At 49.7% G+C, this 22,271-nt stretch carries 22 protein-coding genes; 15 read left to right on the top strand and 7 right to left on the bottom strand.

Annotation, left to right across the window (positions count from 1 at the left end; all coding sequences use genetic code 11):
* Positions 1 to 149 precede the first annotated feature (149 nt).
* Complete coding sequence (mokC, locus tag A9180_RS01245; RefSeq protein ID WP_000809168.1) at positions 150 to 302, bottom strand: type I toxin-antitoxin system toxin MokC; 153 nt, start codon at positions 300 to 302, stop codon at positions 150 to 152.
* A 614-nt stretch (positions 303 to 916) separates the two neighbouring features.
* Between mokC and A9180_RS01240 the strand changes: the two genes are divergently transcribed.
* From A9180_RS01240 to nhaR, 5 genes are all read left to right on the top strand, one after another.
* Complete coding sequence (locus A9180_RS01240) at positions 917 to 1,678, top strand: outer membrane protein OmpK (protein ID WP_064525401.1); 762 nt, start codon at positions 917 to 919, stop codon at positions 1,676 to 1,678.
* 20 nt (positions 1,679 to 1,698) lie between these two features.
* Entirely contained in the window at positions 1,699 to 3,192 is a 1,494-nt protein-coding gene (locus A9180_RS01235) for a sulfatase (RefSeq protein ID WP_064525398.1), read from the top strand.
* Positions 3,193 to 3,320: 128 nt separating this feature from the next.
* Positions 3,321 to 4,580 (top strand): hypothetical protein, encoded by a 1,260-nt coding sequence (locus tag A9180_RS01230; RefSeq protein ID WP_064525393.1) that lies wholly within the window; start codon positions 3,321 to 3,323, stop codon positions 4,578 to 4,580.
* Between the two features lie 234 nt (positions 4,581 to 4,814).
* Positions 4,815 to 5,981: a Na+/H+ antiporter NhaA gene (gene nhaA / locus A9180_RS01225; protein WP_064525390.1), complete on the top strand. Its 1,167-nt coding sequence runs from the start codon at positions 4,815 to 4,817 to the stop codon at positions 5,979 to 5,981.
* A gap of 65 nt (positions 5,982 to 6,046) precedes the next feature.
* Positions 6,047 to 6,946, top strand: coding sequence for a transcriptional activator NhaR (nhaR, locus tag A9180_RS01220; RefSeq protein WP_064525422.1), 900 nt, complete (start codon positions 6,047 to 6,049; stop codon positions 6,944 to 6,946).
* Positions 6,947 to 7,003: 57 nt separating this feature from the next.
* Here nhaR and A9180_RS01215 read toward each other — a convergent pair whose 3' ends face one another.
* From A9180_RS01215 to rpsT, 3 genes are all read right to left on the bottom strand, one after another.
* Positions 7,004 to 9,043: a TIM-barrel domain-containing protein gene (locus tag A9180_RS01215; RefSeq protein ID WP_064525387.1), complete on the bottom strand. Its 2,040-nt coding sequence runs from the start codon at positions 9,041 to 9,043 to the stop codon at positions 7,004 to 7,006.
* A 38-nt stretch (positions 9,044 to 9,081) separates the two neighbouring features.
* Positions 9,082 to 10,455, bottom strand: coding sequence for an MFS transporter (locus A9180_RS01210; RefSeq protein ID WP_064525384.1), 1,374 nt, complete (start codon positions 10,453 to 10,455; stop codon positions 9,082 to 9,084).
* Positions 10,456 to 10,862: 407 nt separating this feature from the next.
* Positions 10,863 to 11,126 carry a 30S ribosomal protein S20 gene (rpsT, locus tag A9180_RS01205; RefSeq protein ID WP_001274019.1) on the bottom strand — a complete coding sequence of 88 codons (264 nt, stop codon included), beginning with the start codon at positions 11,124 to 11,126 and terminating at the stop codon, positions 10,863 to 10,865.
* Between the two features lie 102 nt (positions 11,127 to 11,228).
* On the opposite strand from rpsT, the gene A9180_RS01200 reads away from it, so the two are divergent.
* From A9180_RS01200 to A9180_RS01155, 10 genes are all read left to right on the top strand, one after another.
* Positions 11,229 to 11,447, top strand: coding sequence for a DUF2575 family protein (locus A9180_RS01200; protein ID WP_064525381.1), 219 nt, complete (start codon positions 11,229 to 11,231; stop codon positions 11,445 to 11,447).
* Between the two features lie 7 nt (positions 11,448 to 11,454).
* Positions 11,455 to 12,396, top strand: coding sequence for a bifunctional riboflavin kinase/FAD synthetase (gene ribF / locus A9180_RS01195; RefSeq protein ID WP_064525378.1), 942 nt, complete (start codon positions 11,455 to 11,457; stop codon positions 12,394 to 12,396).
* Between the two features lie 42 nt (positions 12,397 to 12,438).
* Positions 12,439 to 15,255: an isoleucine--tRNA ligase gene (ileS, locus tag A9180_RS01190; protein ID WP_064525376.1), complete on the top strand. Its 2,817-nt coding sequence runs from the start codon at positions 12,439 to 12,441 to the stop codon at positions 15,253 to 15,255.
* Positions 15,255 to 15,749: a signal peptidase II gene (gene lspA / locus A9180_RS01185; protein ID WP_064525374.1), complete on the top strand. Its 495-nt coding sequence runs from the start codon at positions 15,255 to 15,257 to the stop codon at positions 15,747 to 15,749. Before ileS ends, lspA begins: the two co-directional genes overlap by 1 nt.
* Before the next feature lie 87 nt (positions 15,750 to 15,836).
* Positions 15,837 to 16,286, top strand: a complete 450-nt coding sequence (fkpB, locus tag A9180_RS01180) for an FKBP-type peptidyl-prolyl cis-trans isomerase (RefSeq protein ID WP_000004655.1) — start codon at positions 15,837 to 15,839, stop codon at positions 16,284 to 16,286.
* A 1-nt stretch (position 16,287) separates the two neighbouring features.
* Entirely contained in the window at positions 16,288 to 17,238 is a 951-nt protein-coding gene (ispH, locus tag A9180_RS01175) for a 4-hydroxy-3-methylbut-2-enyl diphosphate reductase (RefSeq protein WP_064525371.1), read from the top strand.
* 65 nt (positions 17,239 to 17,303) lie between these two features.
* Positions 17,304 to 18,218, top strand: a complete 915-nt coding sequence (gene rihC / locus A9180_RS01170) for a ribonucleoside hydrolase RihC (RefSeq protein WP_064525369.1) — start codon at positions 17,304 to 17,306, stop codon at positions 18,216 to 18,218.
* Between the two features lie 22 nt (positions 18,219 to 18,240).
* The gene (locus tag A9180_RS01165; RefSeq protein WP_064525367.1) at positions 18,241 to 18,606 is read left to right on the top strand and encodes a DUF805 domain-containing protein; all 366 of its coding nucleotides are present in this window, start codon (positions 18,241 to 18,243) and stop codon (positions 18,604 to 18,606) included.
* Between the two features lie 158 nt (positions 18,607 to 18,764).
* Entirely contained in the window at positions 18,765 to 19,328 is a 564-nt protein-coding gene (locus A9180_RS01160; RefSeq protein ID WP_064525365.1) for a glucose-6-phosphate isomerase family protein, read from the top strand.
* Positions 19,321 to 20,103 (top strand): glucose-6-phosphate isomerase family protein, encoded by a 783-nt coding sequence (locus tag A9180_RS01155; RefSeq protein ID WP_064525363.1) that lies wholly within the window; start codon positions 19,321 to 19,323, stop codon positions 20,101 to 20,103. Before A9180_RS01160 ends, A9180_RS01155 begins: the two co-directional genes overlap by 8 nt.
* Positions 20,104 to 20,143: 40 nt before the next feature.
* Here the strand turns inward: A9180_RS01155 and A9180_RS01150 are convergent, their stop codons facing one another.
* The 3 genes from A9180_RS01150 to A9180_RS01140 are packed head-to-tail and all read right to left on the bottom strand — an operon-like array spanning position 20,144 to position 22,264.
* Complete coding sequence (locus A9180_RS01150) at positions 20,144 to 20,962, bottom strand: PTS system mannose/fructose/sorbose family transporter subunit IID (protein ID WP_064525359.1); 819 nt, start codon at positions 20,960 to 20,962, stop codon at positions 20,144 to 20,146.
* Positions 20,962 to 21,759 (bottom strand): PTS mannose/fructose/sorbose/N-acetylgalactosamine transporter subunit IIC, encoded by a 798-nt coding sequence (locus tag A9180_RS01145; RefSeq protein ID WP_064525356.1) that lies wholly within the window; start codon positions 21,757 to 21,759, stop codon positions 20,962 to 20,964. The genes A9180_RS01150 and A9180_RS01145 overlap by 1 nt, the downstream gene beginning before the upstream one ends.
* 10 nt (positions 21,760 to 21,769) lie before the next feature.
* On the bottom strand, positions 21,770 to 22,264 hold the full coding sequence (locus A9180_RS01140) for a PTS system mannose/fructose/N-acetylgalactosamine-transporter subunit IIB (RefSeq protein WP_064525353.1): 495 nt from the start codon (positions 22,262 to 22,264) through the stop codon (positions 21,770 to 21,772).
* Positions 22,265 to 22,271 lie beyond the last annotated feature (7 nt).

The following is a 22,271-nucleotide window of genomic DNA, read 5'->3' as shown; positions in this document are numbered from 1 at the left end:
TTTCTTGGAGGGGGGGAAGAAGTTTTTGGACGACCGGACTCGCTAACGCCCTAAAAAGCCTGCCGGGGGGCGGGCGAGGGAAAAAATGGGGTGCGTTGAAGATATGAAAGCCCTTGAAAGGGGGGGGGGACCCCCCCCCGCCGTTGCTCTTACTCGGATTCGTAAGCCGTGAAAACAGCAACCTCCGTCTGGCCAGTTCGGATGTGAACCTCACAGAGGTCTTTTCTCGTTACCAGTGCCGCCACTACGGCGGTGATACAGATGACGATCAGGGCGACAATCATCGCCTTATGCTGCTTCATTGCTCTCTTCTCCTTGACCTTACGGTCAGTAAGAGGCACTCTACATGAGTCTGCATATAGGGGGGCCTCGGGTTGATGGTAAAATATCACTCGGGGCTTTTCTCTATCTGCCATCTAGCTAATGCCTGAGACAGATAGCCTCAAGCACCCGCCGTTATTATACTGCGCTTTTAATTCACTTCTGTTTTATCAATTCTTTTTCTGAAGACGTCTCGCATTTTTGCGGAATAATATTTCAATACATCAATTTATTTAACTTAAATACATCCAAAGATTCACAAAAAAAGGTGTTTTCCTCTATCAAAAGTGAATAGCTAAAGGAAATTAATTATTAAAGGTTAGTGTAATACTATAGAGAGACAAAGAAATACGTTCAGCAGCCAATGCTAAGTTCATCATGAAAAATGCCTATAAATCAAAGGGTGATATTTAAAACAGACACATTTTCTGAAACACGATATCCCTCCGGCTGTTTGCAAAAGTAATCTGCGATCTTCATCACGCTTCGATAGTCATCTTTAAATATACTGGCCTGGTCATTCTTAATAAAAATGAATTGTCTGGTGTATTAATTCCGATGGAATCATAAAAACAATGAATGGAGAACATATTATATGTCTGCCAAAAGACGACTTCTTATTGCGTGTACCCTGATAACAGCTATCTATCATTTCCCTGCATATTCTTCATTAGAATATAAAGGATCCTTTGGTTCAATAAATGCGGGTTATGCTGACTGGAATAGCGGATTTGTAAACACTCACCGTGGTGAAGTATGGAAAGTGACTGCGGACTTTGGGGTAAATTTTAAAGAAGCAGAGTTTTACTCATTTTATGAAAGTAATGTACTCAATCATGCTGTAGCAGGGCGAAATCATACGGTTTCAGCAATGACGCATGTCAGACTCTTTGACTCTGATATGACATTCTTTGGCAAAATTTATGGCCAATGGGATAACTCATGGGGTGACGATCTGGACATGTTTTATGGATTCGGTTACCTCGGCTGGAATGGTGAGTGGGGCTTTTTTAAACCGTATATTGGATTGCATAATCAATCTGGCGACTACGTATCTGCTAAATATGGTCAAGCGAATGGCTGGAATGGTTATGTTGTTGGCTGGACTGCAGTATTGCCATTTACGTTATTCGATGAAAAATTTGTTTTATCTAACTGGAATGAAATAGAACTGGACAGGAACGATGCTTACGCGGAGCAGCAATTTGGCCGGAACGGGTTAAATGGTGGTTTAACTATTGCCTGGAAGTTCTATCCTCGCTGGAAAGCCAGTGTGACGTGGCGTTATTTCGATAATAAGTTGGGCTACGATGGTTTTGGCGATCAGATGATTTATATGCTTGGTTATGATTTCTAATTTTTTATCAGGAAATAATTATGCAGAAAACATTAATGGCCAGTTTGATCGGCCTTGCAGTTTGCACAGGGAATGCTTTTATTCCTGCCTTAGCCGCAGAGACTAAACAACCTAATTTAGTCATTATTATGGCTGATGATTTAGGCTATGGTGATTTGGCAACATATGGTCATCAGATCGTTAAAACACCTAATATCGACAGGCTTGCCCAGGAAGGTGTCAAATTTACTGACTACTATGCTCCCGCCCCCTTAAGTTCACCTTCACGCGCTGGGCTATTAACAGGCCGGATGCCATTTCGTACTGGAATTCGCTCATGGATCCCCTCGGGCAAAGATGTTGCCTTAGGGCGTAACGAACTCACGATTGCTAATCTACTCAAAGCGCAAGGGTACGACACGGCAATGATGGGTAAGCTGCATCTGAATGCAGGCGGCGATCGCACCGATCAGCCACAGGCACAAGATATGGGCTTTGATTATTCACTGGTTAATACGGCGGGCTTTGTTACCGACGCCACGCTGGATAACGCTAAAGAACGCCCGCGTTATGGCATGGTTTACCCAACAGGCTGGCTACGTAACGGGCAACCCACTCCGCGAGCCGATAAAATGAGCGGTGAGTATGTCAGTTCGGAAGTCGTCAACTGGCTGGATCACAAAAAGGACAGTAAGCCTTTCTTCCTTTATGTCGCTTTTACCGAAGTGCATAGCCCCCTGGCTTCGCCCAAAAAATATCTCGACATGTACTCACAATATATGAGCGCGTATCAGAAGCAGCATCCTGATTTATTTTATGGCGACTGGGCGGACAAACCCTGGCGTGGTGTAGGGGAATATTATGCCAATATCAGCTATCTGGATGCACAGGTTGGAAAAGTGCTGGATAAAATCAAAATGATGGGTGAAGAAGATAACACCATCGTTATTTTTACCAGTGATAACGGTCCGGTAACGCGTGAAGCGCGCAAAGTGTATGAGCTGAATCTGGCAGGGGAAACGGACGGATTACGCGGTCGCAAGGATAATCTTTGGGAAGGCGGAATTCGTGTTCCAGCCATTATTAAATATGGTAAACATCTACCACAGGGAATGGTTTCAGATACACCCGTTTATGGTCTGGACTGGATGCCTACTTTGGCGAAAATGATGAATTTCAAATTACCTACAGATCGTACTTTCGATGGTGAATCGCTGGTTCCTGTTCTTGAGCAAAAAGCATTGAAGCGTGAAAAACCATTAATTTTCGGGATTGATATGCCATTCCAGGATGATCCAACCGACGAATGGGCGATACGTGATGGTGACTGGAAGATGATTATCGATCGCAATAATAAACCGAAATATCTCTACAATCTTAAATCTGATCGTTTTGAAACATTTAATCTGATCGGTAAAAAACCAGATATTGAAAAACAGATGTATGGTAAGTTTTTAAAATATAAAACTGATATTGATAATGATTCTCTAATGAAAGCCAGAGGCGATAAACCAGAAGCAGTGACCTGGGGCTAACCTGATAATCATAATAAATGTAATGTATGCCATTCAGGGCTATGCCCGCCTGATTCAGTGCTACGCATTGAATCAGGTTCTTTTTACGCTGAACAATATCAAGATACGGCTATTCGCAGGGAGTGGATATGTTTACCAACGTAAATGTTGATTGTTGCAAAACACCAGGATGTAAAAACCTGGGGTTGCTGAATAGCCAGGATTATGTTGCTCAGGGGAAAAATATTTTATGCCGTGAATGTGGTTATTTGTTTCCAGTGATCTCTGAACAGTCGCTCAATATTTATCGTAATATTGTTAATCACTCCTGGAGAGGTTTAATTTGCCAATGTTCAACTTGCGGAAGTACATCTCTCAAAAAATATGGATACTCAGCACAAGGCCAGAGAAGAATGTATTGCCATCATTGTGAGAAAACATTTATCACTCTGGAACATGTAAATACCACACCACGAGGAGCCCAGTTAGCATTGATGATTGAACAAGGGGAGGCACTTGCGGATATCAGAAAGTCGTTACTTCTTAACAGCACTGGACTTAGCCGTGAACTGTTAAAATTAGCGCGTGAAGCAAATTATAAAGAAAGCCGACAGCGTTTCTCTGCCACTGATATTACTCTGAGTACCCGTGCTTTTCGCGTCAAGTATAATGGTAGCAATAACTATCTTTATGCCCTTGTTACCGCAGAAGAACAAAGCGGTAGGGTGGTTGCCATCTCAACCAATTACTCCCCATCTGCCGTAGAGCAACATTATCAATACACATCAAGCTATGAAGAGCGTATGTCTCCAGGGACGCTGGCACATCATGTCCAGCGCAAAGAGTTACTCACTATGCGGCGGGATACCTTATTTGATATTGATTACGGCCCGGCAGTTTTACATCAAAACGATCCAGGAATGCTGGTGAAACCGGTTCTTCCGGCATATCGTCATTTTGAACTGGTCAGAATACTGACCGATGAGCATTCCATCAACGTTCAGCATTACCTTGATCACGAATGCTTTATATTGGGCGGCTGTCTGATGGCTAATTTGCAGCATATTAATCAAGGCCGATGCCATATTTCCTTTGTCAAAGAGCGCGGTGTGGCACCAGCCAGGATTGATTTTCCACCGAGATTATTCCTTAGTGGTGGGGTACGAAACAATGTCTGGCGTGCATTTTCTAACCGCAATTATTCAATGGCTGTATGTAATCTCACTGGCAGTAAGAAAGTCCGCGAGATGCGGCATGCGACATTGAACAGTGCGACGCGTTTTATCCACTTTGTGGAGAACCATCCTTTCCTGGCATCATTGAACCGAATGTCTCCTGCGAATGTCGTCTCTGCATTAGATATCCTCAAACATTTGTGGAATAAAACACTAGAGCATGGAGCGATTTAATTATTACTTTTCCGAATAAATTCTTCATAAATCTTGACCTTAGACTATGATTAATAGGGCTTAAGGTCATCAGCCACCGCTTTCGGGCATCAAAAACTCATCTCTCGCTGATGGCGCAATTCTTTTAATAGATCGCAAAAAACGAACTATTCCTACACTATAATCTGATTTTAACGATGATTCGTGCGGGGTAAAATCGTAAAAACGATCTATTCACCTGAAGAGAAATAAAAAGTGAAACATCTGCATCGATTCTTTAGCAGTGATGCCTCGGGAGGCATTATTCTCATTATTGCCGCTGTATTAGCGATGATTATGGCCAACAGCGGTGCAACCAGTGGATGGTATCACGACTTTCTTGAGACACCGGTTCAGCTCCGGGTTGGGTCACTTGAGATCAACAAGAACATGCTGCTATGGATCAATGACGCTCTGATGGCGGTATTTTTCCTGTTGGTTGGTCTGGAAGTTAAACGCGAGCTGATGCAAGGTTCGCTGGCCAGTTTGCGCCAGGCGGCATTTCCTGTTGTTGCCGCAATCGGCGGGATGATTGTTCCGGCATTGCTCTATCTGGCTTTTAACTATGCCGATCCTATCACTCGCGAAGGCTGGGCGATCCCGGCGGCAACTGATATTGCGTTTGCTCTGGGCGTGTTGGCCCTGTTAGGCAGTCGTGTGCCTTTGGCGCTGAAGATCTTTTTGATGGCTCTGGCTATTATTGATGACCTTGGAGCCATCATTATCATCGCCTTGTTCTACACTAACGACTTGTCGATGGCCTCTCTCGGCGTTGCGGCAGTAGCGATTGCCGTACTCGCGGTACTGAATATCTGTGGAGTTCGTCGCACGGGCGTTTATATTCTGGTTGGTGTGGTGCTGTGGACAGCGGTGTTGAAATCAGGTGTCCATGCAACGCTGGCTGGCGTCATTGTCGGCTTCTTTATTCCGTTAAAAGAGAAGCATGGGCGATCCCCGGCTAAACGTCTGGAGCATGTTTTGCATCCGTGGGTGGCATATCTGATTTTGCCGCTGTTTGCGTTTGCCAATGCGGGCGTATCTCTGCAAGGCGTGACGCTGGATGGCCTGACCTCCATTCTGCCATTAGGGATCATCGCTGGTTTGCTGATTGGCAAGCCACTGGGTATTAGTCTTTTCTGCTGGTTGGCGTTGCGTTTGAAACTGGCGCATTTGCCAGAGGGAACGACTTATCAGCAAATTATGGCGGTTGGTATTCTGTGCGGTATCGGTTTTACTATGTCTATCTTTATTGCCAGCCTGGCGTTTGGTAGCGTAGATCCAGAACTGATTAACTGGGCAAAATTAGGCATCCTTGTCGGTTCAATTTCTTCGGCGGTAATTGGATACAGCTGGTTACGCGTTCGTTTACGTCCAGTAGTTTGACAGGGCGGTTTACCGGGGAGCCATAAACGGCTCCCTTTTCATTGTTATCAGGGAGAGAAATGAGCATGTCTCATATCAATTACAACCACTTATACTACTTCTGGCATGTCTACAAAGAAGGTTCTGTGGTTGGCGCAGCGGAGGCGCTCTATTTAACACCACAAACGATTACCGGGCAGATCAGGGCACTGGAAGAGCGTCTGCAAGGGAAATTATTTAAGCGTAAAGGACGTGGTCTGGAACCCAGTGAACTGGGTGAACTGGTCTATCGCTATGCCGATAAAATGTTCACTTTAAGTCAGGAAATGCTGGATATCGTGAACTATCGCAAAGAGTCCAATTTATTGTTTGATGTTGGCGTGGCTGATGCGCTTTCCAAACGTCTGGTCAGTAGCGTACTGAATGCCGCAGTGGTAGAAGGGGAGCCGATTCATCTACGTTGCTTTGAGTCTACTCACGAAATGCTCCTCGAGCAGCTAAGTCAGCATAAACTGGACATGATTATTTCGGATTGCCCGATAGATTCTACGCAGCAGGAAGGCCTGTTCTCCGTGAGGATTGGAGAATGCGGCGTGAGCTTCTGGTGCACGAATCCGCCGCCGGAAAAAACCTTCCCGGCTTGTCTGGAAGAACGGCGGCTACTGATTCCTGGGCGTCGCTCCATGTTAGGGCGCAAATTGCTTAACTGGTTTAATTCCCAGGGATTAAACGTCGAGATTCTTGGTGAGTTTGATGATGCCGCGTTGATGAAAGCTTTTGGCGCGATGCACAATGCTATTTTTGTCGCGCCGACGCTTTATGCATATGATTTTTATGCTGATAAAACTGTCGTGGAAATTGGCCGCGTTGAGAATGTGATGGAAGAGTATCATGCCATTTTTGCTGAACGCATGATTCAGCATCCGGCAGTACAGCGTATCTGTAATACGGATTATTCTGCGTTGTTTTCTCCCGCCTCACGATAGATATCAGAATCCACGCCCCGCTACATACGGGGCGTGCTAACGAACAAACGATGTCTTTTAAACGGGTAATAGCTGGCGATATTTCCCTTTCTCACGAACGAATACCGGTATCTGGTGCAGCGGCGCGCACTGATGAAGCGTTTGCCCACCCGCGTAGTGTTCATGGGTATAAAAATCGATCCACGTTTCTCCGGCTGGCAACCAGACATCACGTGAGCGAGCACCTTCGTGCATTACAGGAGCAATGAGAAGGTCCGGGCCAAAGCAGTACTGATCATAAATATTCCAGCTTTCTGCCTGGTCAGGAAATTCAAAGAACATCGTGCGCATTACCGGGCTGTTCTTCTCGTGCGTCTCAGCCATAATTTTACTGATATAAGGTTTCAGCTTCTCACGCAACTGCAGGCAGGCAGTGAGAATTTCACCGGTTTCTTCACCGTAGCTCCAGACTTCATTCGGCGCGCCGGTCGGACATTGTGCGATGCCATCACGATAGGTTTGTTCTGGCAAAACTTGCGGGTCGCGGTTGCCATGTAAACGCATTACTGGGCTGAATACCCCCCACTGGAACCAGCGAATAAGCAGTTCATGAAATTTTGGATCATGTATGTTGCCACCGTGGAAACCGCCAATATCCGTCGTCCACCACGGGATCCCGGCAATTCCCATGTTCAGCCCCGCAGCAAACTGATTGCGCAGAGATCGGAAGGAGGAGTGGATATCGCCTGACCACACCAGAGCACCATATTTCTGACTACCGGCCCAGGCGCAACGTAGCAGGTTGATCACCTGCTTCTCTCCGGCAGCCTGCATGCCATCGAAGAAAGTTTTGGCGTACATACGCGGATAGATATTTCCGACTTCCAGCACCGGCCCTGCGTAGTAACGATAGTTGTCGTAATCGTAAACACCGAACTCCGGCTCGGCTTCATCCAGCCAGAACAGCTTCACGCCTTTATCGTAATAATTGCGTTTGGCTTTGTTCCAGACATATTCCCGTGCGCCAGGATGGGTCGCATCAAAGAATGTGGTGTTGCCAAGGAAATCCATATTGATCGGCAAACCACGCTCGGTATGGACCAGCCAGCCGTTTTCTTTCATCTCCCGATAACTCTCGGTACGGTTATCTACGGTAGGCCAGAATGAAACCATCAGTTCGATGCCCATTTCTTTTAATTCGGCGATCATCGCGTCGGGATCGGGCCAGTCACGCAGATCGAACATCCAGTCGCCCTGATTAGGCCAATGGAAGAAATCGATGACAATCACCGAGATCGGAAGATTGCGTTGCTTGTAGCCGCGTGCGACCTCTAACAATTCTTGTTGATTACGATAGCGAAGCTTGCATTGCCAGAACCCCATTGCGTAATCAGGCATCATCGGTGGCGTACCGGTGACTCGTGCATAGGCTTCACTGATTTCTGCCGGTGTATCGCCCGCGGTGATCCAGTAGTCCAGTTGTTCACTGACCTCTGCTACCCATTCCGTGCCGTTTTGCGCGAAGGTGACGCGGCCAATTGCTGGGTTATTCCACAGAAAACCATAACCCTGATTTGATAGCAGGAAGGGAACAGAAGCCTGCGAGTTACGTTGTGCCAGTTCCAGCATGCAACCTTTTAAATCCAGATTTGGTTGCTGATACTGACCCATGCCAAACAGTTTCTCGCCATCGTTGGCTTCAAATCGTGCCTTAATCGTAAATTTCCCGCCAGGAATAGGCTTGAATTCACGGGCCTGTAGATTAAGAGCGCTCACATATTGGCCGTGTGCTGACTCATCTTCACCAATTTCGCCACGTAGACGCCAGAACTCCTGTAGCAGGCATTTATCGTCATTACGCCAGAAAGAGAGCTGCCCCTGAAGATTTACGATGGCAGTGATTTTACCATTTCTCAGCGTTGCCTGTTTTTCATCCCAGGTGATATGAGCGACAGCATCGCCAGGCTCCTGAGTTAACGCCCAGTTTTCATTGCGCATTACCGGTAAATGGCGGCCGCTTCGCACGCGTAAACTGTTTTCTCCCCAAGCCTCAATCCAGAGATAACGATCGTCTTGTTGCCAGACCAGACGGTGGGGATCTTGCTTAATAAACGACATAATTGTTCCTCCCAGGAGCAAATGGCATGTTGATAAATTCAGCGATTGTGGACTTGCAGATCGTGTTGGATACGACCTTCCATCGCTTCATACTGGCGAAAGAAGAGCAGTGGTACAGCCGCGAGAGCAAAGAGCAGTGCGGGGACCCAGATAAATGCCAGACTGATACCTTCCAACCCCGCAGCCGTCTGTTGTTGGTTGGGGATATAACCAAAGCTGTCCATAATCAAGGCAGCGAAAGCTGTACCGATACCACTACCCATCTTGATGCAGAAGGTGCTGCCGAAGGCGATCAGAATGCCGGTCGCTTTAATGCCGGTTTTCCAGCGACCAAAGTCAACGGCGAAACCGAGCATCGCGAAAGGCATAGAGCAGGCGATGCCGCTGCCGATATTGGCGAATACCCAGGCGGCGATCATCAAAGGGATGCTGTCGGCGGCCAGCCACATGAGGCCCCCGCCTGACATCGCGACCAGCAGCCCGGTAATCCAAATCCAGGTTTTGGTGAGATAGCGACTGAAGAACGGAATGGCAATGATAAACAGGATCTGAATGGTGGCGAGGCTGTTGACCAGCGGGACTAAGTCTTTGCGATCCAGGTTGTAGGTTAAATAGTAAACAATAGTGGTGTTGCGCTGCTGTAGGGCAATCCAGAAGATGAGGTTCGCCACTACCATCAGGATCCACGGCCAGTTCCCTTTCATTGCCGAAAAACTCTTTTTCATCGGCAGTCGTGGTTCTTGCTGTATTTTATCGGTATCCAGTTCGCGAATATTTTTAAAGGCAAACAACGTTAAGGCACAGGATATTACAGCAAAGACAATGGCAGTATAAATAAAGCCTGCTTTATCGTTACCATTACCAAGGAATGCGACCAATGGCAATGCTGTCGCATTCATTAATAGTACGCCAATTTGCCCACCAGTCATGCGATATGAGTTTAATACCAGGCGTTCTTTTGGTGACAGCGTCATCAGCGGTAATATGGCGCTTAATGGTGTATTCAACCCAGTAAACAGAATGCTGGCTAACATGTACGATATTGCTGCATAAACAGCTTTTCCTGTCATGCTGATATCGGGCGACCAGAAAGAAAGCGCACTAAATACAGCAAAAGGTAATGGTAACCATAAAAACCATGGACGGCATTTTCCGTAACGCGAATGGGTTTTATCGATAATGATCCCCCACACTGGCGCATCGATACCGTCTACAATACGCGCCAGCAGTAGGATGATGCCTGCAACCGCCAGGCTAATCCCTGCTACGTCGGTGTAGAAATAAAGAATGTAGGTAGAGCCAAAACAGTAGAGCAGATTACCGGCAACATCCAGTGAGCCGTAGCTAATCCGCTGTATTAAAGGTAAGGAATCGGATGAAGTTGATTGAGTGGTTTCAATGACGGAACTCATTATATTCTCTCCAGAACAAGAATGCCTGTCTCAGAAATACAGCTTTTATTTTCTAAGCAAATACATACTGACTTTCCTTAATGCATATTTATTAATGATTTAAACAACGTTGTGGGGATGAGATTAGTTAAGGAGAGTGGTGGCGACAATTATAATTTTTCGTTTTAAGTTTGCGTTAATTCGTTTTTGGCTTTGTTTATCTGTATTTTGTTATACAGTTCACGTTTTATCAGAGAATAAAACATTTTCATTTTCATGATGAAATGTTAAATGTTTTATCCTTGGGGAAATATATGGCGGCAGGACTAAGTAAAAGAGAGATGGCTTTCATTTGAAACTTTCAGGCGCGCAGGCATAAAAAAACCCGCTTGCGCGGGCTTTTTTACAAAGCTGACAACAAAAGGCGATTAAGCCAGTTTGTTGATCTGTGCAGTCAGGTTAGCCTTATGACGTGCAGCTTTGTTTTTGTGGATCAGACCTTTAGCAGCCTGACGGTCCACGATCGGTTGCATTTCGTTAAATGCTTTCAGTGCAGCAGCTTTGTCGCCAGCTTCGATAGCTGCGTATACTTTCTTGATGAAAGTACGCATCATAGAGCGACGGCTTGCGTTGTGCTTACGAGCCTTTTCAGACTGAATGGCGCGCTTCTTAGCTGATTTGATATTAGCCAAGGTCCAACTCCCAAATGTGTTCTATATGGACAATTCAAAGGCCGAGGAATATGCCCTTTTAGCCTTCTTTTGTCAATGGATTTGTGCAAATAAGCGCCGTTAATGTGCCGGCGCTCGTTACGTAGTGATGGCGCAGGATTCTACCAGCTTGCGGGGTGTGAATACAGCTTTTCCGCGATAAAAATTGCATCAGGCCGTGAGTTTCTTCCCGTGATTTGCGCCATGGCAATGAAAAGCCACTTCTTTCTGATTTCGGTACTCAATCGCCGGTTAACCTTGACCGCTGTACAAGGTATACTCGGACGATTTTCACTGTTTTGAGCCAGACATGAAGCTGATACGCGGCATACATAATCTCAGCCAGGCCCCGCAAGAAGGGTGTGTGCTGACTATTGGTAATTTCGACGGCGTGCATCGCGGTCATCGTGCGTTGTTACAGGGCTTACGGGAAGAAGGGCGCAAGCGAAACTTACCGGTGATGGTGATGATTTTCGAGCCTCAACCGCTGGAACTGTTTGCCACTGATAAAGCCCCGGCGCGACTGACCCGGTTGCGGGAAAAACTGCGTTACCTTGCAGAGTGCGGCGTAGATTACGTGCTCTGCGTGCGTTTTGACAGGCGTTTTGCGGCGTTAACCGCGCAAAATTTCATCAGTGATCTTCTGGTGAAGCATTTGCGGGTAAAATTCCTCGCCGTGGGTGATGATTTCCGCTTTGGCGCTGGTCGTGAAGGCGATTTCTTGTTATTACAGAAAGCTGGCGCGGAATACGGCTTCGATATCACCAGTACGCAAACTTTTTGCGAAGGTGGCGTGCGTATCAGCAGTACCGCCGTGCGTCAGGCACTGGCGGATGACAATCTGGCTCTGGCAGAAAGTTTACTGGGGCACCCGTTTGCCATCTCCGGGCGTGTGGTCCACGGTGATGAATTAGGGCGCACTATAGGTTTCCCGACGGCGAATGTACCGCTGCGCCGTCAGGTTTCCCCGGTGAAAGGGGTTTATGCGGTAGAAGTGCTGGGCCTCGGTGAAAAGCCGTTACCCGGCGTTGCAAACATCGGAACACGCCCAACGGTTGCAGGTATTCGCCAGCAGCTGGAAGTGCATTTGTTAGATGTTGTAATGGACCTGTACGGTCGCCATATACAAGTAGTGCTGCGTAAAAAAATACGCAATGAGCAGCGATTTGCGTCGCTGGACGAACTGAAAGCGCAGATTGCGCGTGATGAATTAACCGCCCGCGAATTTTTTGGGCTAACAAAACCGGCTTAAGCCTGTTATGTAATCAAACCGAAATACGGAACCGAGAATCTGATGAGTGACTATAAATCAACCCTGAATTTGCCGGAAACAGGGTTCCCGATGCGTGGCGATCTCGCCAAGCGCGAACCGGGAATGCTGGCGCGTTGGACTGATGATGACCTGTACGGCATCATTCGTGCGGCTAAAAAAGGCAAAAAAACCTTCATTCTGCATGATGGCCCTCCTTATGCGAATGGCAGCATTCATATTGGTCACTCGGTTAACAAGATTCTGAAAGACATTATCGTGAAGTCCAAAGGGCTTTCCGGTTATGACTCGCCGTATGTGCCTGGCTGGGACTGCCACGGTCTGCCGATCGAGCTGAAGGTAGAGCAAGAATACGGTAAGCCGGGTGAGAAATTCACCGCCGCCGAGTTCCGCGCCAAGTGCCGTGAATACGCTGCGACCCAGGTTGACGGCCAGCGCAAAGACTTTATCCGTCTGGGCGTGCTGGGCGACTGGTCGCGCCCGTACCTGACCATGGACTTCAAAACTGAAGCCAACATCATCCGCGCGCTGGGCAAAATCATCGGCAACGGCCATCTGCACAAAGGCGCGAAGCCGGTGCACTGGTGCGTTGACTGCCGTTCTGCACTGGCAGAAGCGGAAGTTGAGTATTACGACAAAACTTCTCCGTCCATCGACGTCGCTTTCCAGGCGGTCGATCAGGATGCGCTGAAAGCGAAATTTGGCGTAAGCAACGTTAACGGCCCAATCTCGCTGGTTATCTGGACTACCACGCCGTGGACACTGCCTGCGAACCGCGCAATCTCTATTGCACCTGATTTCGACTATGCGCTGGTACAGATCGACGGTCAGGCCGTGATTCTGGCGAAAGATCTGGTTGAAAGCGTGATGCAGCGCATCGGCGTTAGCGATTACACCATCCTCGGCACGGTAAAAGGTGCAGAGCTGGAACTGCTGCGCTTTACCCATCCGTTTATGGGCTTCGACGTCCCGGCAATCCTTGGCGATCACGTTACGCTGGATGCCGGTACCGGTGCCGTTCACACCGCGCCTGGCCACGGCCCGGACGACTATGTGATCGGTCAGAAATACGGTCTGGAAACCGCTAACCCGGTTGGCCCGGACGGCACTTATCTGCCGGGTACTTACCCGACGCTGGATGGCGTTAACGTCTTCAAAGCGAACGACATCGTCGTTGCGCTGCTACAGGAAAAAGGCGCGCTGCTGCACGTTGAGAAAATGCAGCACAGCTATCCGTGCTGCTGGCGTCACAAAACGCCGATCATCTTCCGCGCAACGCCGCAGTGGTTCGTCAGCATGGATCAGAAAGGTCTGCGCGCGCAGTCGCTGAAAGAGATCAAAGGCGTGCAGTGGATCCCGGACTGGGGTCAGGCGCGTATCGAATCGATGGTTGCTAACCGTCCAGACTGGTGTATCTCCCGTCAGCGCACCTGGGGCGTACCGATGTCACTGTTCGTGCACAAAGACACGGAAGAGCTGCATCCGCGTACCCTTGAACTGATGGAAGAAGTGGCAAAACGCGTTGAAGTTGACGGTATCCAGGCGTGGTGGGATCTCGATGCGAAAGAGCTCCTCGGCGACGAAGCTGACCAGTACGTGAAAGTGCCGGATACGCTGGATGTATGGTTTGACTCCGGCTCTACCCACTCTTCTGTTGTTGATGTGCGCCCGGAATTTGCCGGTCACGCTGCGGACATGTATCTGGAAGGTTCTGACCAGCACCGTGGCTGGTTCATGTCTTCTCTGATGATCTCCACCGCGATGAAAGGCAAAGCGCCGTATCGTCAGGTACTGACCCACGGCTTTACCGTAGATGGTCAGGGCCGCAAGATGTCTAAATCCATCGGCAACACCGTTTCGCCGCAGGATGTGATGAACAAACTTGGCGCGGATATTCTGCGTCTGTGGGTGGCATCAACCGACTACACCGGTGAAATGGCCGTTTCTGACGAGATCCTGAAACGTGCTGCTGACAGCTATCGTCGTATCCGTAACACCGCGCGCTTCCTGCTGGCAAACCTGAATGGTTTCGATCCGGCAAAAGATATGGTGAAACCGGAAGAGATGGTGGTACTGGACCGCTGGGCCGTAGGTTGTGCGAAAGCGGCACAGGAAGACATCCTCAAGGCTTACGAAGCGTACGATTTCCACGAAGTGGTACAGCGTCTGATGCGCTTCTGCTCCGTTGAGATGGGCTCCTTCTACCTCGACATCATCAAAGACCGTCAGTACACCGCGAAAGCGGAAAGCCGGGCGCGTCGTAGCTGCCAGACGGCGCTGTATCACATCGCAGAAGCGCTGGTGCGCTGGATGGCACCAATCCTCTCCTTCACCGCTGATGAAGTGTGGGGCTACCTGCCGGGCGAACGTGAAAAATACGTCTTCACTGGCGAATGGTACGAAGGCCTGTTTGGTCTGGCAGACAGCGAAGCGATGAATGATGCGTTCTGGGACGAGCTGCTGAAAGTGCGTGGCGAAGTGAACAAAGTCATTGAGCAAGCGCGTGCCGACAAGAAAGTGGGCGGCTCGCTGGAAGCTGCAGTGACGCTGTATGCAGAACCGGAACTGGCGGCGAAACTGACCGCGCTGGGCGATGAATTACGATTTGTCCTGTTGACCTCCGGCGCTACCGTTGCAGACTATAACGACGCACCTGCTGATGCCCAGCAGAGCGAAGTAGTCAAAGGGCTGAAAGTCGCGTTGAGTAAAGCCGAAGGTGAGAAGTGTCCACGCTGCTGGCACTACACCCAGGACGTCGGCAAGGTGGCGGAACACGCAGAAATCTGCGGCCGCTGTGTCAGCAACGTCGCCGGTGACGGTGAAAAACGTAAGTTTGCCTGATGAGTCAATCGATCTGTTCAACAGGGCTACGCTGGCTGTGGCTGGTGGTAGTCGTGCTGATTATCGATCTGGGCAGCAAATACCTGATCCTCCAGAACTTTGCTCTGGGGGATACGGTACCGCTGTTCCCGTCGCTTAATCTGCATTATGCGCGTAACTATGGCGCAGCGTTTAGTTTCCTTGCCGATAGCGGCGGCTGGCAGCGTTGGTTCTTTGCCGGTATTGCGATTGGTATTAGCGTGATCCTTGTGGTGATGATGTATCGCTCGAAGGCCTCGCAAAAGCTAAACAATATCGCTTACGCGCTGATTATTGGCGGTGCGCTGGGCAACCTGTTCGACCGCCTGTGGCACGGCTTCGTTGTCGATATGATCGACTTCTACGTCGGCGACTGGCACTTTGCCACCTTCAACCTTGCCGATACTGCTATCTGTGTCGGTGCGGCATTGATTGTGCTGGAAGGTTTTTTGCCTTCTAAAGCGAAAAAACAATAATAAACCCTGCCGGATGCGGCCTACTGATTACTGCGAAATCGTAGGCCGCATCCGGCAAAAATCCTCAAAATACAAGAGCAAACCTGCATGTCTGAATCTGTACAGAGCAATAGCGCCGTCCTGGTGCACTTCACGCTAAAACTCGACGATGGCACCACCGCCGAGTCCACTCGCAACAACGGTAAACCGGCGCTGTTCCGCCTGGGCGATGCTTCCCTGTCAGAAGGGCTGGAGCAACACCTGCTCGGGCTGAAAGTGGGCGACAAAACCACCTTCTCGCTGGAGCCAGATGCGGCGTTTGGCGTGCCGTCACCGGACCTGATTCAGTACTTCTCCCGCCGTGAGTTTATGGATGCAGGCGAGCCAGAAATTGGCGCAATAATGCTTTTTACCGCAATGGATGGCAGTGAGATGCCTGGTGTGATCCGCGAAATTAACGGTGATTCGATTACCGTTGATTTCAACCATCCGCTGGCCGGGCAGACCGTTCATTTTGATATAGAAGTGCTGGAAATCGATCCGGCACTGGAGGCGTAACATGCAGATCCTGTTGGCCAACCCACGTGGTTTTTGTGCCGGGGTAGACCGCGCTATCAGCATTGTTGAAAACGCGCTGGCCATTTACGGCGCACCGATTTATGTCCGCCACGAAGTTGTGCATAACCGCTACGTGGTCGATAGCCTGCGCGAGCGTGGGGCTATTTTTATTGAGCAGATCAGCGAAGTGCCAGACGGCGCGATCCTGATCTTCTCCGCACATGGTGTTTCTCAGGCGGTACGTAACGAAGCGAAAAGCCGCGACCTCACGGTATTCGACGCGACCTGTCCGCTGGTGACCAAAGTGCATATGGAAGTCGCCCGCGCCAGTCGTCGTGGCGAAGAGTCGATTCTCATCGGTCACGCCGGGCATCCGGAAGTGGAAGGCACGATGGGCCAGTACAGCAACCCGGAAGGGGGAATGTATCTGGTCGAATCGCCGGACGATGTGTGGAAACTGACGGTCAAAAATGAAGAGAAACTCTCCTTTATGACCCAGACCACGCTATCGGTGGATGACACGTCTGATGTTATCGACGCGCTGCGTAAACGCTTCCCGAAAATTGTCGGTCCGCGCAAAGATGACATTTGTTACGCCACCACCAACCGTCAGGAAGCGGTACGCGCCCTGGCAGAACAGGCGGAAGTCGTACTGGTGGTCGGGTCAAAAAACTCCTCCAACTCCAACCGTCTGGCAGAACTGGCGCAGCGTATGGGTAAACGCGCGTTTTTAATTGACGATGCGACAGACATCCAGGAAGAGTGGGTGAAAGAGGCGAAATGTGTCGGTGTGACTGCGGGCGCATCAGCGCCGGATATTCTGGTGCAGAACGTCGTCGCTCGTTTGCAACAGCTTGGAGGCGGCGAAGCCATCTCGCTGGAAGGTCGCGAAGAAAACATTGTTTTTGAAGTACCAAAAGAACTGCGTGTCGATATTCGTGAAGTCGATTAAGTCATTAGCAGCCTAAGTTATGCGAAAATGCCGGTCTTGTTACCGGCATTTTTTATGGAGAAAACATGCGTTTACCTATTTTCCTCGATACTGACCCCGGCATTGACGATGCCGTTGCCATTGCTGCTGCGATTTTTGCCCCCGAACTCGATCTGCAACTGATGACCACCGTTGCAGGTAATGTCTCGGTAGAGAAAACCACCCGCAACGCCCTGCAACTGCTGCATTTCTGGAATGCCGATATTCCGCTTGCTCAGGGAGCTGCTGTGCCACTGGTTCGCGCACCGCGTAATGCGGCATCTGTGCACGGTGAATCGGGAATGGCAGGGTACGACTTTGTCGAGCACAACAGAAGCCCACTGGATAAACCGGCATTTCTGGCTATTCGGGATGCTCTGATGCGTGCGCCAGAGCCTGTTACTTTGGTAGCCATCGGCCCTTTAACCAATATTGCGTTATTACTTTCACAATGTCCGGAATGCAAGCCGCATATTCGCCGTCTGGTGATCATGGGCGGTTCTGCCGGGCGCGGCAACTGCACGCCAAACGCCGAGTTTAATATTGCTGCCGATCCAGAAGCGGCTGCATGTGTTTTCCGCAGCGGCATCGAAATCGTCATGTGCGGTCTGGATGTCACCAATCAGGCGGTGTTAACTCCTGATTATCTTGCCACGTTGCCGGAGTTGAATCGTACCGGAAAAATGCTGCACGCCTTGTTTAGCCACTACCGCAGCGGCAGTATGCAAAGTGGCCTGCGTATGCACGATCTCTGTGCCATCGCCTGGCTGGTGCGTCCGGACTTGTTCACTCTCAAACCGTGTTTTGTGGCGGTGGAAACTCAGGGCGAATTTACTTCAGGTACTACGGTCGTTGATATTGATGGTTGCCTGAGTAAACCTGCAAACGTGCAGGTAGCGCTGGATCTGGATGTGAAAGGTTTTCAGCAGTGGGTCGCGGAAGTACTGGCACTGGCGAACTAACGACTTAACAGGGATGTACTCAATGACATATGGAGAGGCGTGGTTGAAAGGATGGCAACACATTTTCGATTATAAAGGTGTCGCCACTCGTTTTGAGTTCTGGTCGTTTATTAGCGGAAGTGCAGCTATCTGCCTGCTGCCGCTTATATGCTGGTGGTTGGCGACAACAATTGACCGTGATTATGGTGTTTTCATATTTTATGCACTCCCCCTTTCTGGTCTGCTGGCATTGATTTTTGCCGTTCCGGCGATGGCATTGGGCTTTAGACGGATGCAAGACATCGGGCATCCAGGCTGGTGGTTTGCTATTGGGGTCTTACTCCCCTATGTTGGGATTATTCTTTTTGTGCTTTGCTGCTTGCCATCAAAACCAGAGAAAATTCATTGATTAATCCTGACACGGTCAGCCCGTGTCAGGCGACGCGATACGTATTTATTGGTTCCATAAAGTTGTGACGAGGTCAGCGAAACAACGTCGTATCGTATAGGGTTAATCGATTAATCTGCTATGCTTTCAGTGTTGTTCTCCTCGGGCCGGAGATACATATGAAACCTTCTTTTATCCAACCACCGCAGTTGTTGTGGGAAAGCGGCGCTTTTTCCTCGACTCCTCTTGTCCAAAAATCAACCTGTATTCAGGAGCTGCCAGACATTTTTGCTGACGAACGCGCCTGGCATGCCTTACCTGCCGACCAGGTCGTGTATTGTGTTGAAATGATTGATAGCTCTCCCGCTGAAGGTGAGTTCTATACCGGTGTTACGCACCTTAATCCGGGAAAAGTCGGCAACGAGTTTTTCATGACCAGAGGCCATTTCCATGCGCGGCGGGAACAGGGCGAAGTTTACTTTGGCTTGCGCGGTCGCGGTCTGCTGTTATTGCAAAACGAAGCGGGTGAAGCTCGTCTGGAAGAGGTGTTTCCCGGTTCAGTGCATATTATTCCGGGATTTACCGCTCATCGCTTAATTAATACTGGAGATGAAATCCTTTCTGCACTGGCGGTATGGCCAGGTGTGGCGGGGCATGATTATGCAGCATTACCGCAGGGCTTTGCGCTACGTGTGGTTGAGGAAAATGGCGAGATCATGGGGAAAGAGGTGCAAAATGGCTGATTCCCGACAGATCTACGGCCTGGATATGGCGATTCATCACCAGCCGCTGGGGTTTAGCTATGGTGAAGATGTTACCGGGCCGATGCCGGAAATTCGTCATCTCAACGACATCCGTGCTTCTCTGCGTGATCCTGACTGTGATGGGCCAGAAGACGTTTATGCCATTGCGATGGATGTGGCGCGGATGCAGGATCGCGAAGAACTGAATAAGCGCATGTTGCTGTTTGGCGTTGTCACCTACGCGGCGGGCAGACTGGGAGAGGAACCTGTTCGCAGTCAGGGGCATATTCACCGTATCAGCCAGCACAGCGGCTGGTCGCCGCCGGAGCTTTATGAGATTTGGCAGGGCAAAGCGATTATCTACATGCAGGAGTATGTTGACGACGACCCAGGCCGCTGTTTTGCAGTGATTGCAGGTCCAGGAGAAAAGGTGTTAGTGCCGCCAGGCTGGGGACACGCGACCATTTCGGCAGATCCCAATACTCCGTTAACCTTCGGCGCCTGGTGCGATCGGGAATATGGTTTTGAGTATGAGGCGGTACGGGCGCATAAAGGTCTGGCGTGGTATCCGTTGTTGCAGGGCAACAATATTATCTGGCAGCACAACTCAAGCTATATACCGGGGCGCTTACAGGTGGTCACGGCGCGGGAATATCCAGAATTTGGCATTACCGATGCGCCGGTTTATCAACAATTTATTGACGATCCGGCACGCTTTCAGTTTATTTCGCGACCAGAAAAAGCCGCTGAACTGTGGCAAAACTTCCATCCATGAAAAAGCCGGGGGCAGACTGCCCCCGGTATTTCTATTCTGCTTAACCGGCAAATAAACCACTCGCCACGCCGATTGCCGCGAGGATAAGCAACAGCACCATCGCTTTAACCGGCGAGACGCCGCGTTTGGCCATTAAATACCAGGTGCCGAGCACCACAACCAGCGGTAGCAGTTGCGGGAAAATACCGTCCAGCATTTGCTGGACATGAATATTCACCCCGTCTTTGGTGATAAATTCCAGCCCGGTTCCCAGCTTCACGTAGCTTGCCGCCACGCCCCCCATCACAAACACTCCTAACAGCGACAAGGCTTCGCGTAATTTCGTTGATTTACTGCTCACCAGCATCTCAACCGAACCGGACCCCATCTTGTAGCCTTTCAGGAACAAAAACCACGATCCGGGAATAATGATCGCCAGCCAGGCAACGGTATAAAACAGCGGGCCAAGAATATTACCGCCAGCCGCCAGCGCCATCCCGATACTGAGCAGGATAGGGATCAACATGCCTGGGATCATCGAATCACCGATACCGGCAATCGGTCCCATCAGACCCACTTTCAGGGTATTGATGGTTTCACCGTCGATCGGTTCGCCGTTGGCTTTCTTCTCTTCCAGACCCAGAGCCATGCCATTAACAATCGCCCCAATCTGAGGTTCCGTATTATAAAAAGAAGCATGGCGGCGCAGCATTTCGGTTCGTTGTACGGCGTCAGGATAGAGCTTTTTCGCCACTGGCAGCATACTCAGACAGAAGCCAAATGATTGCAGTCGCTCAAAGCTCATTGAAGACAAGTTATGCATCATCCACGCCCGCCAGCAGCGGCGTAGATCTTTTCGGTCGAGTTTACGCGCTTCCATCAGAATTCATCCTCGTCATCAATGGCCCGACTGGCAGCCGCTGGCTGCGGCGCTTCCGGTTTGTAGTTGTAGTGAATGAGCGCCAGCAGCGCCCCGACAATCACCAACGCCACCATGTTCAGTTTCAGAAAAACGATGCAAACAAAGCCAACAAGGAAATAAATCAACATGGTGTAATTTTTGATGATCTGCTTGAGCAGAATAGCGATCCCCACGGCAGGTAAAATCCCGCCCAGCACGTTCATCGTCGATAGCACGATTTTCGGCAGGCTATCCATAAATCCGCTGATGTACTGTGCGCCAAAATAGACAGCAATAAACGTGGGTACAAAACGTAAAATAAAATTAGTTACTTGCGGCCAGATAGCCGTATTCAGGTATATGCCGCGTTCATCACCGAGCTCTAACGCCACATCGGCGCGATGGTTCCAGAAAGAGTTCAATACCATCATGGCGTTGAATAATACTGTTCCGGCAATACCAATCGTCGCCGCCAGCGCCACGGCCACTTCCGGCCCCTGGCCAGAGAGAATGCCTAAAGCAATCGCCGGATAGGCCACGAAGTTCAGATCGGCCGGCATAGAGCCGCCGGGAGTGACCATGGCGATATACACGGCCTGCACGGCGACACCAATCATGATCCCTGTTTTCACATCGCCAAGAATCAGCCCAACTAACATCCCGGAAACGAGCGGACGTGTGATCAGATACCATCCGCCCGTTAGCCCCAAAAGCCATGGGCTACTGAGGGCGCCCAGGTAACATAGAATGCCAATCAATGCAGCTTCAAAAATCATGGTGTGCTCCTTATTTCAGCTTCTGGCGTGCATCCTGCCAGCTATAACAACTGGCATCCGGTACGAGGCGAAACTCAACCAGATGCCCGTGTTGTGTCAGCCAGTCAAAAGCGGCGATTTCATCGGCATTCACTGACTGGTTTGGGCCAATGGTGGTGGTGTCGGCGCGGGCGCTCATCGGACCAACGTTAATTTTTCCATTGGCGTTTTGCAGGCTGATCCCTGCTTCTTCAATGCGTTTCAGGGTGACGGGGGATTTACCTATCACGAAATAACGCTTCTCACTGGCAATCACTTTCGGCAGTTTTTCAATTGCCGTGGCGGTATCGAACAACCAGACTTTCGTATCCTGAACTGCGCCTTTCATCACCGACGAAAGCAATGCATCGGCGGCAACGGCATCATCAATGGCAACAATGCCATCGCAGGGAAGTTCTTTTGCCCAGCGTGTTACCAGTTGTCCGTGGATCACGCGATCGTCAATGCGTACAAACGAAATGCTCATAACATAT

Origin of the sequence: Escherichia sp. B1147, from assembly GCF_001660175.1 — a bacterium.
GTDB classification, from domain to species: domain Bacteria; phylum Pseudomonadota; class Gammaproteobacteria; order Enterobacterales; family Enterobacteriaceae; genus Escherichia; species Escherichia whittamii.
The sequence above is the reverse complement of the archived record's forward strand: the minus strand, read 5'-3'. Positions and strand labels throughout refer to the sequence as shown.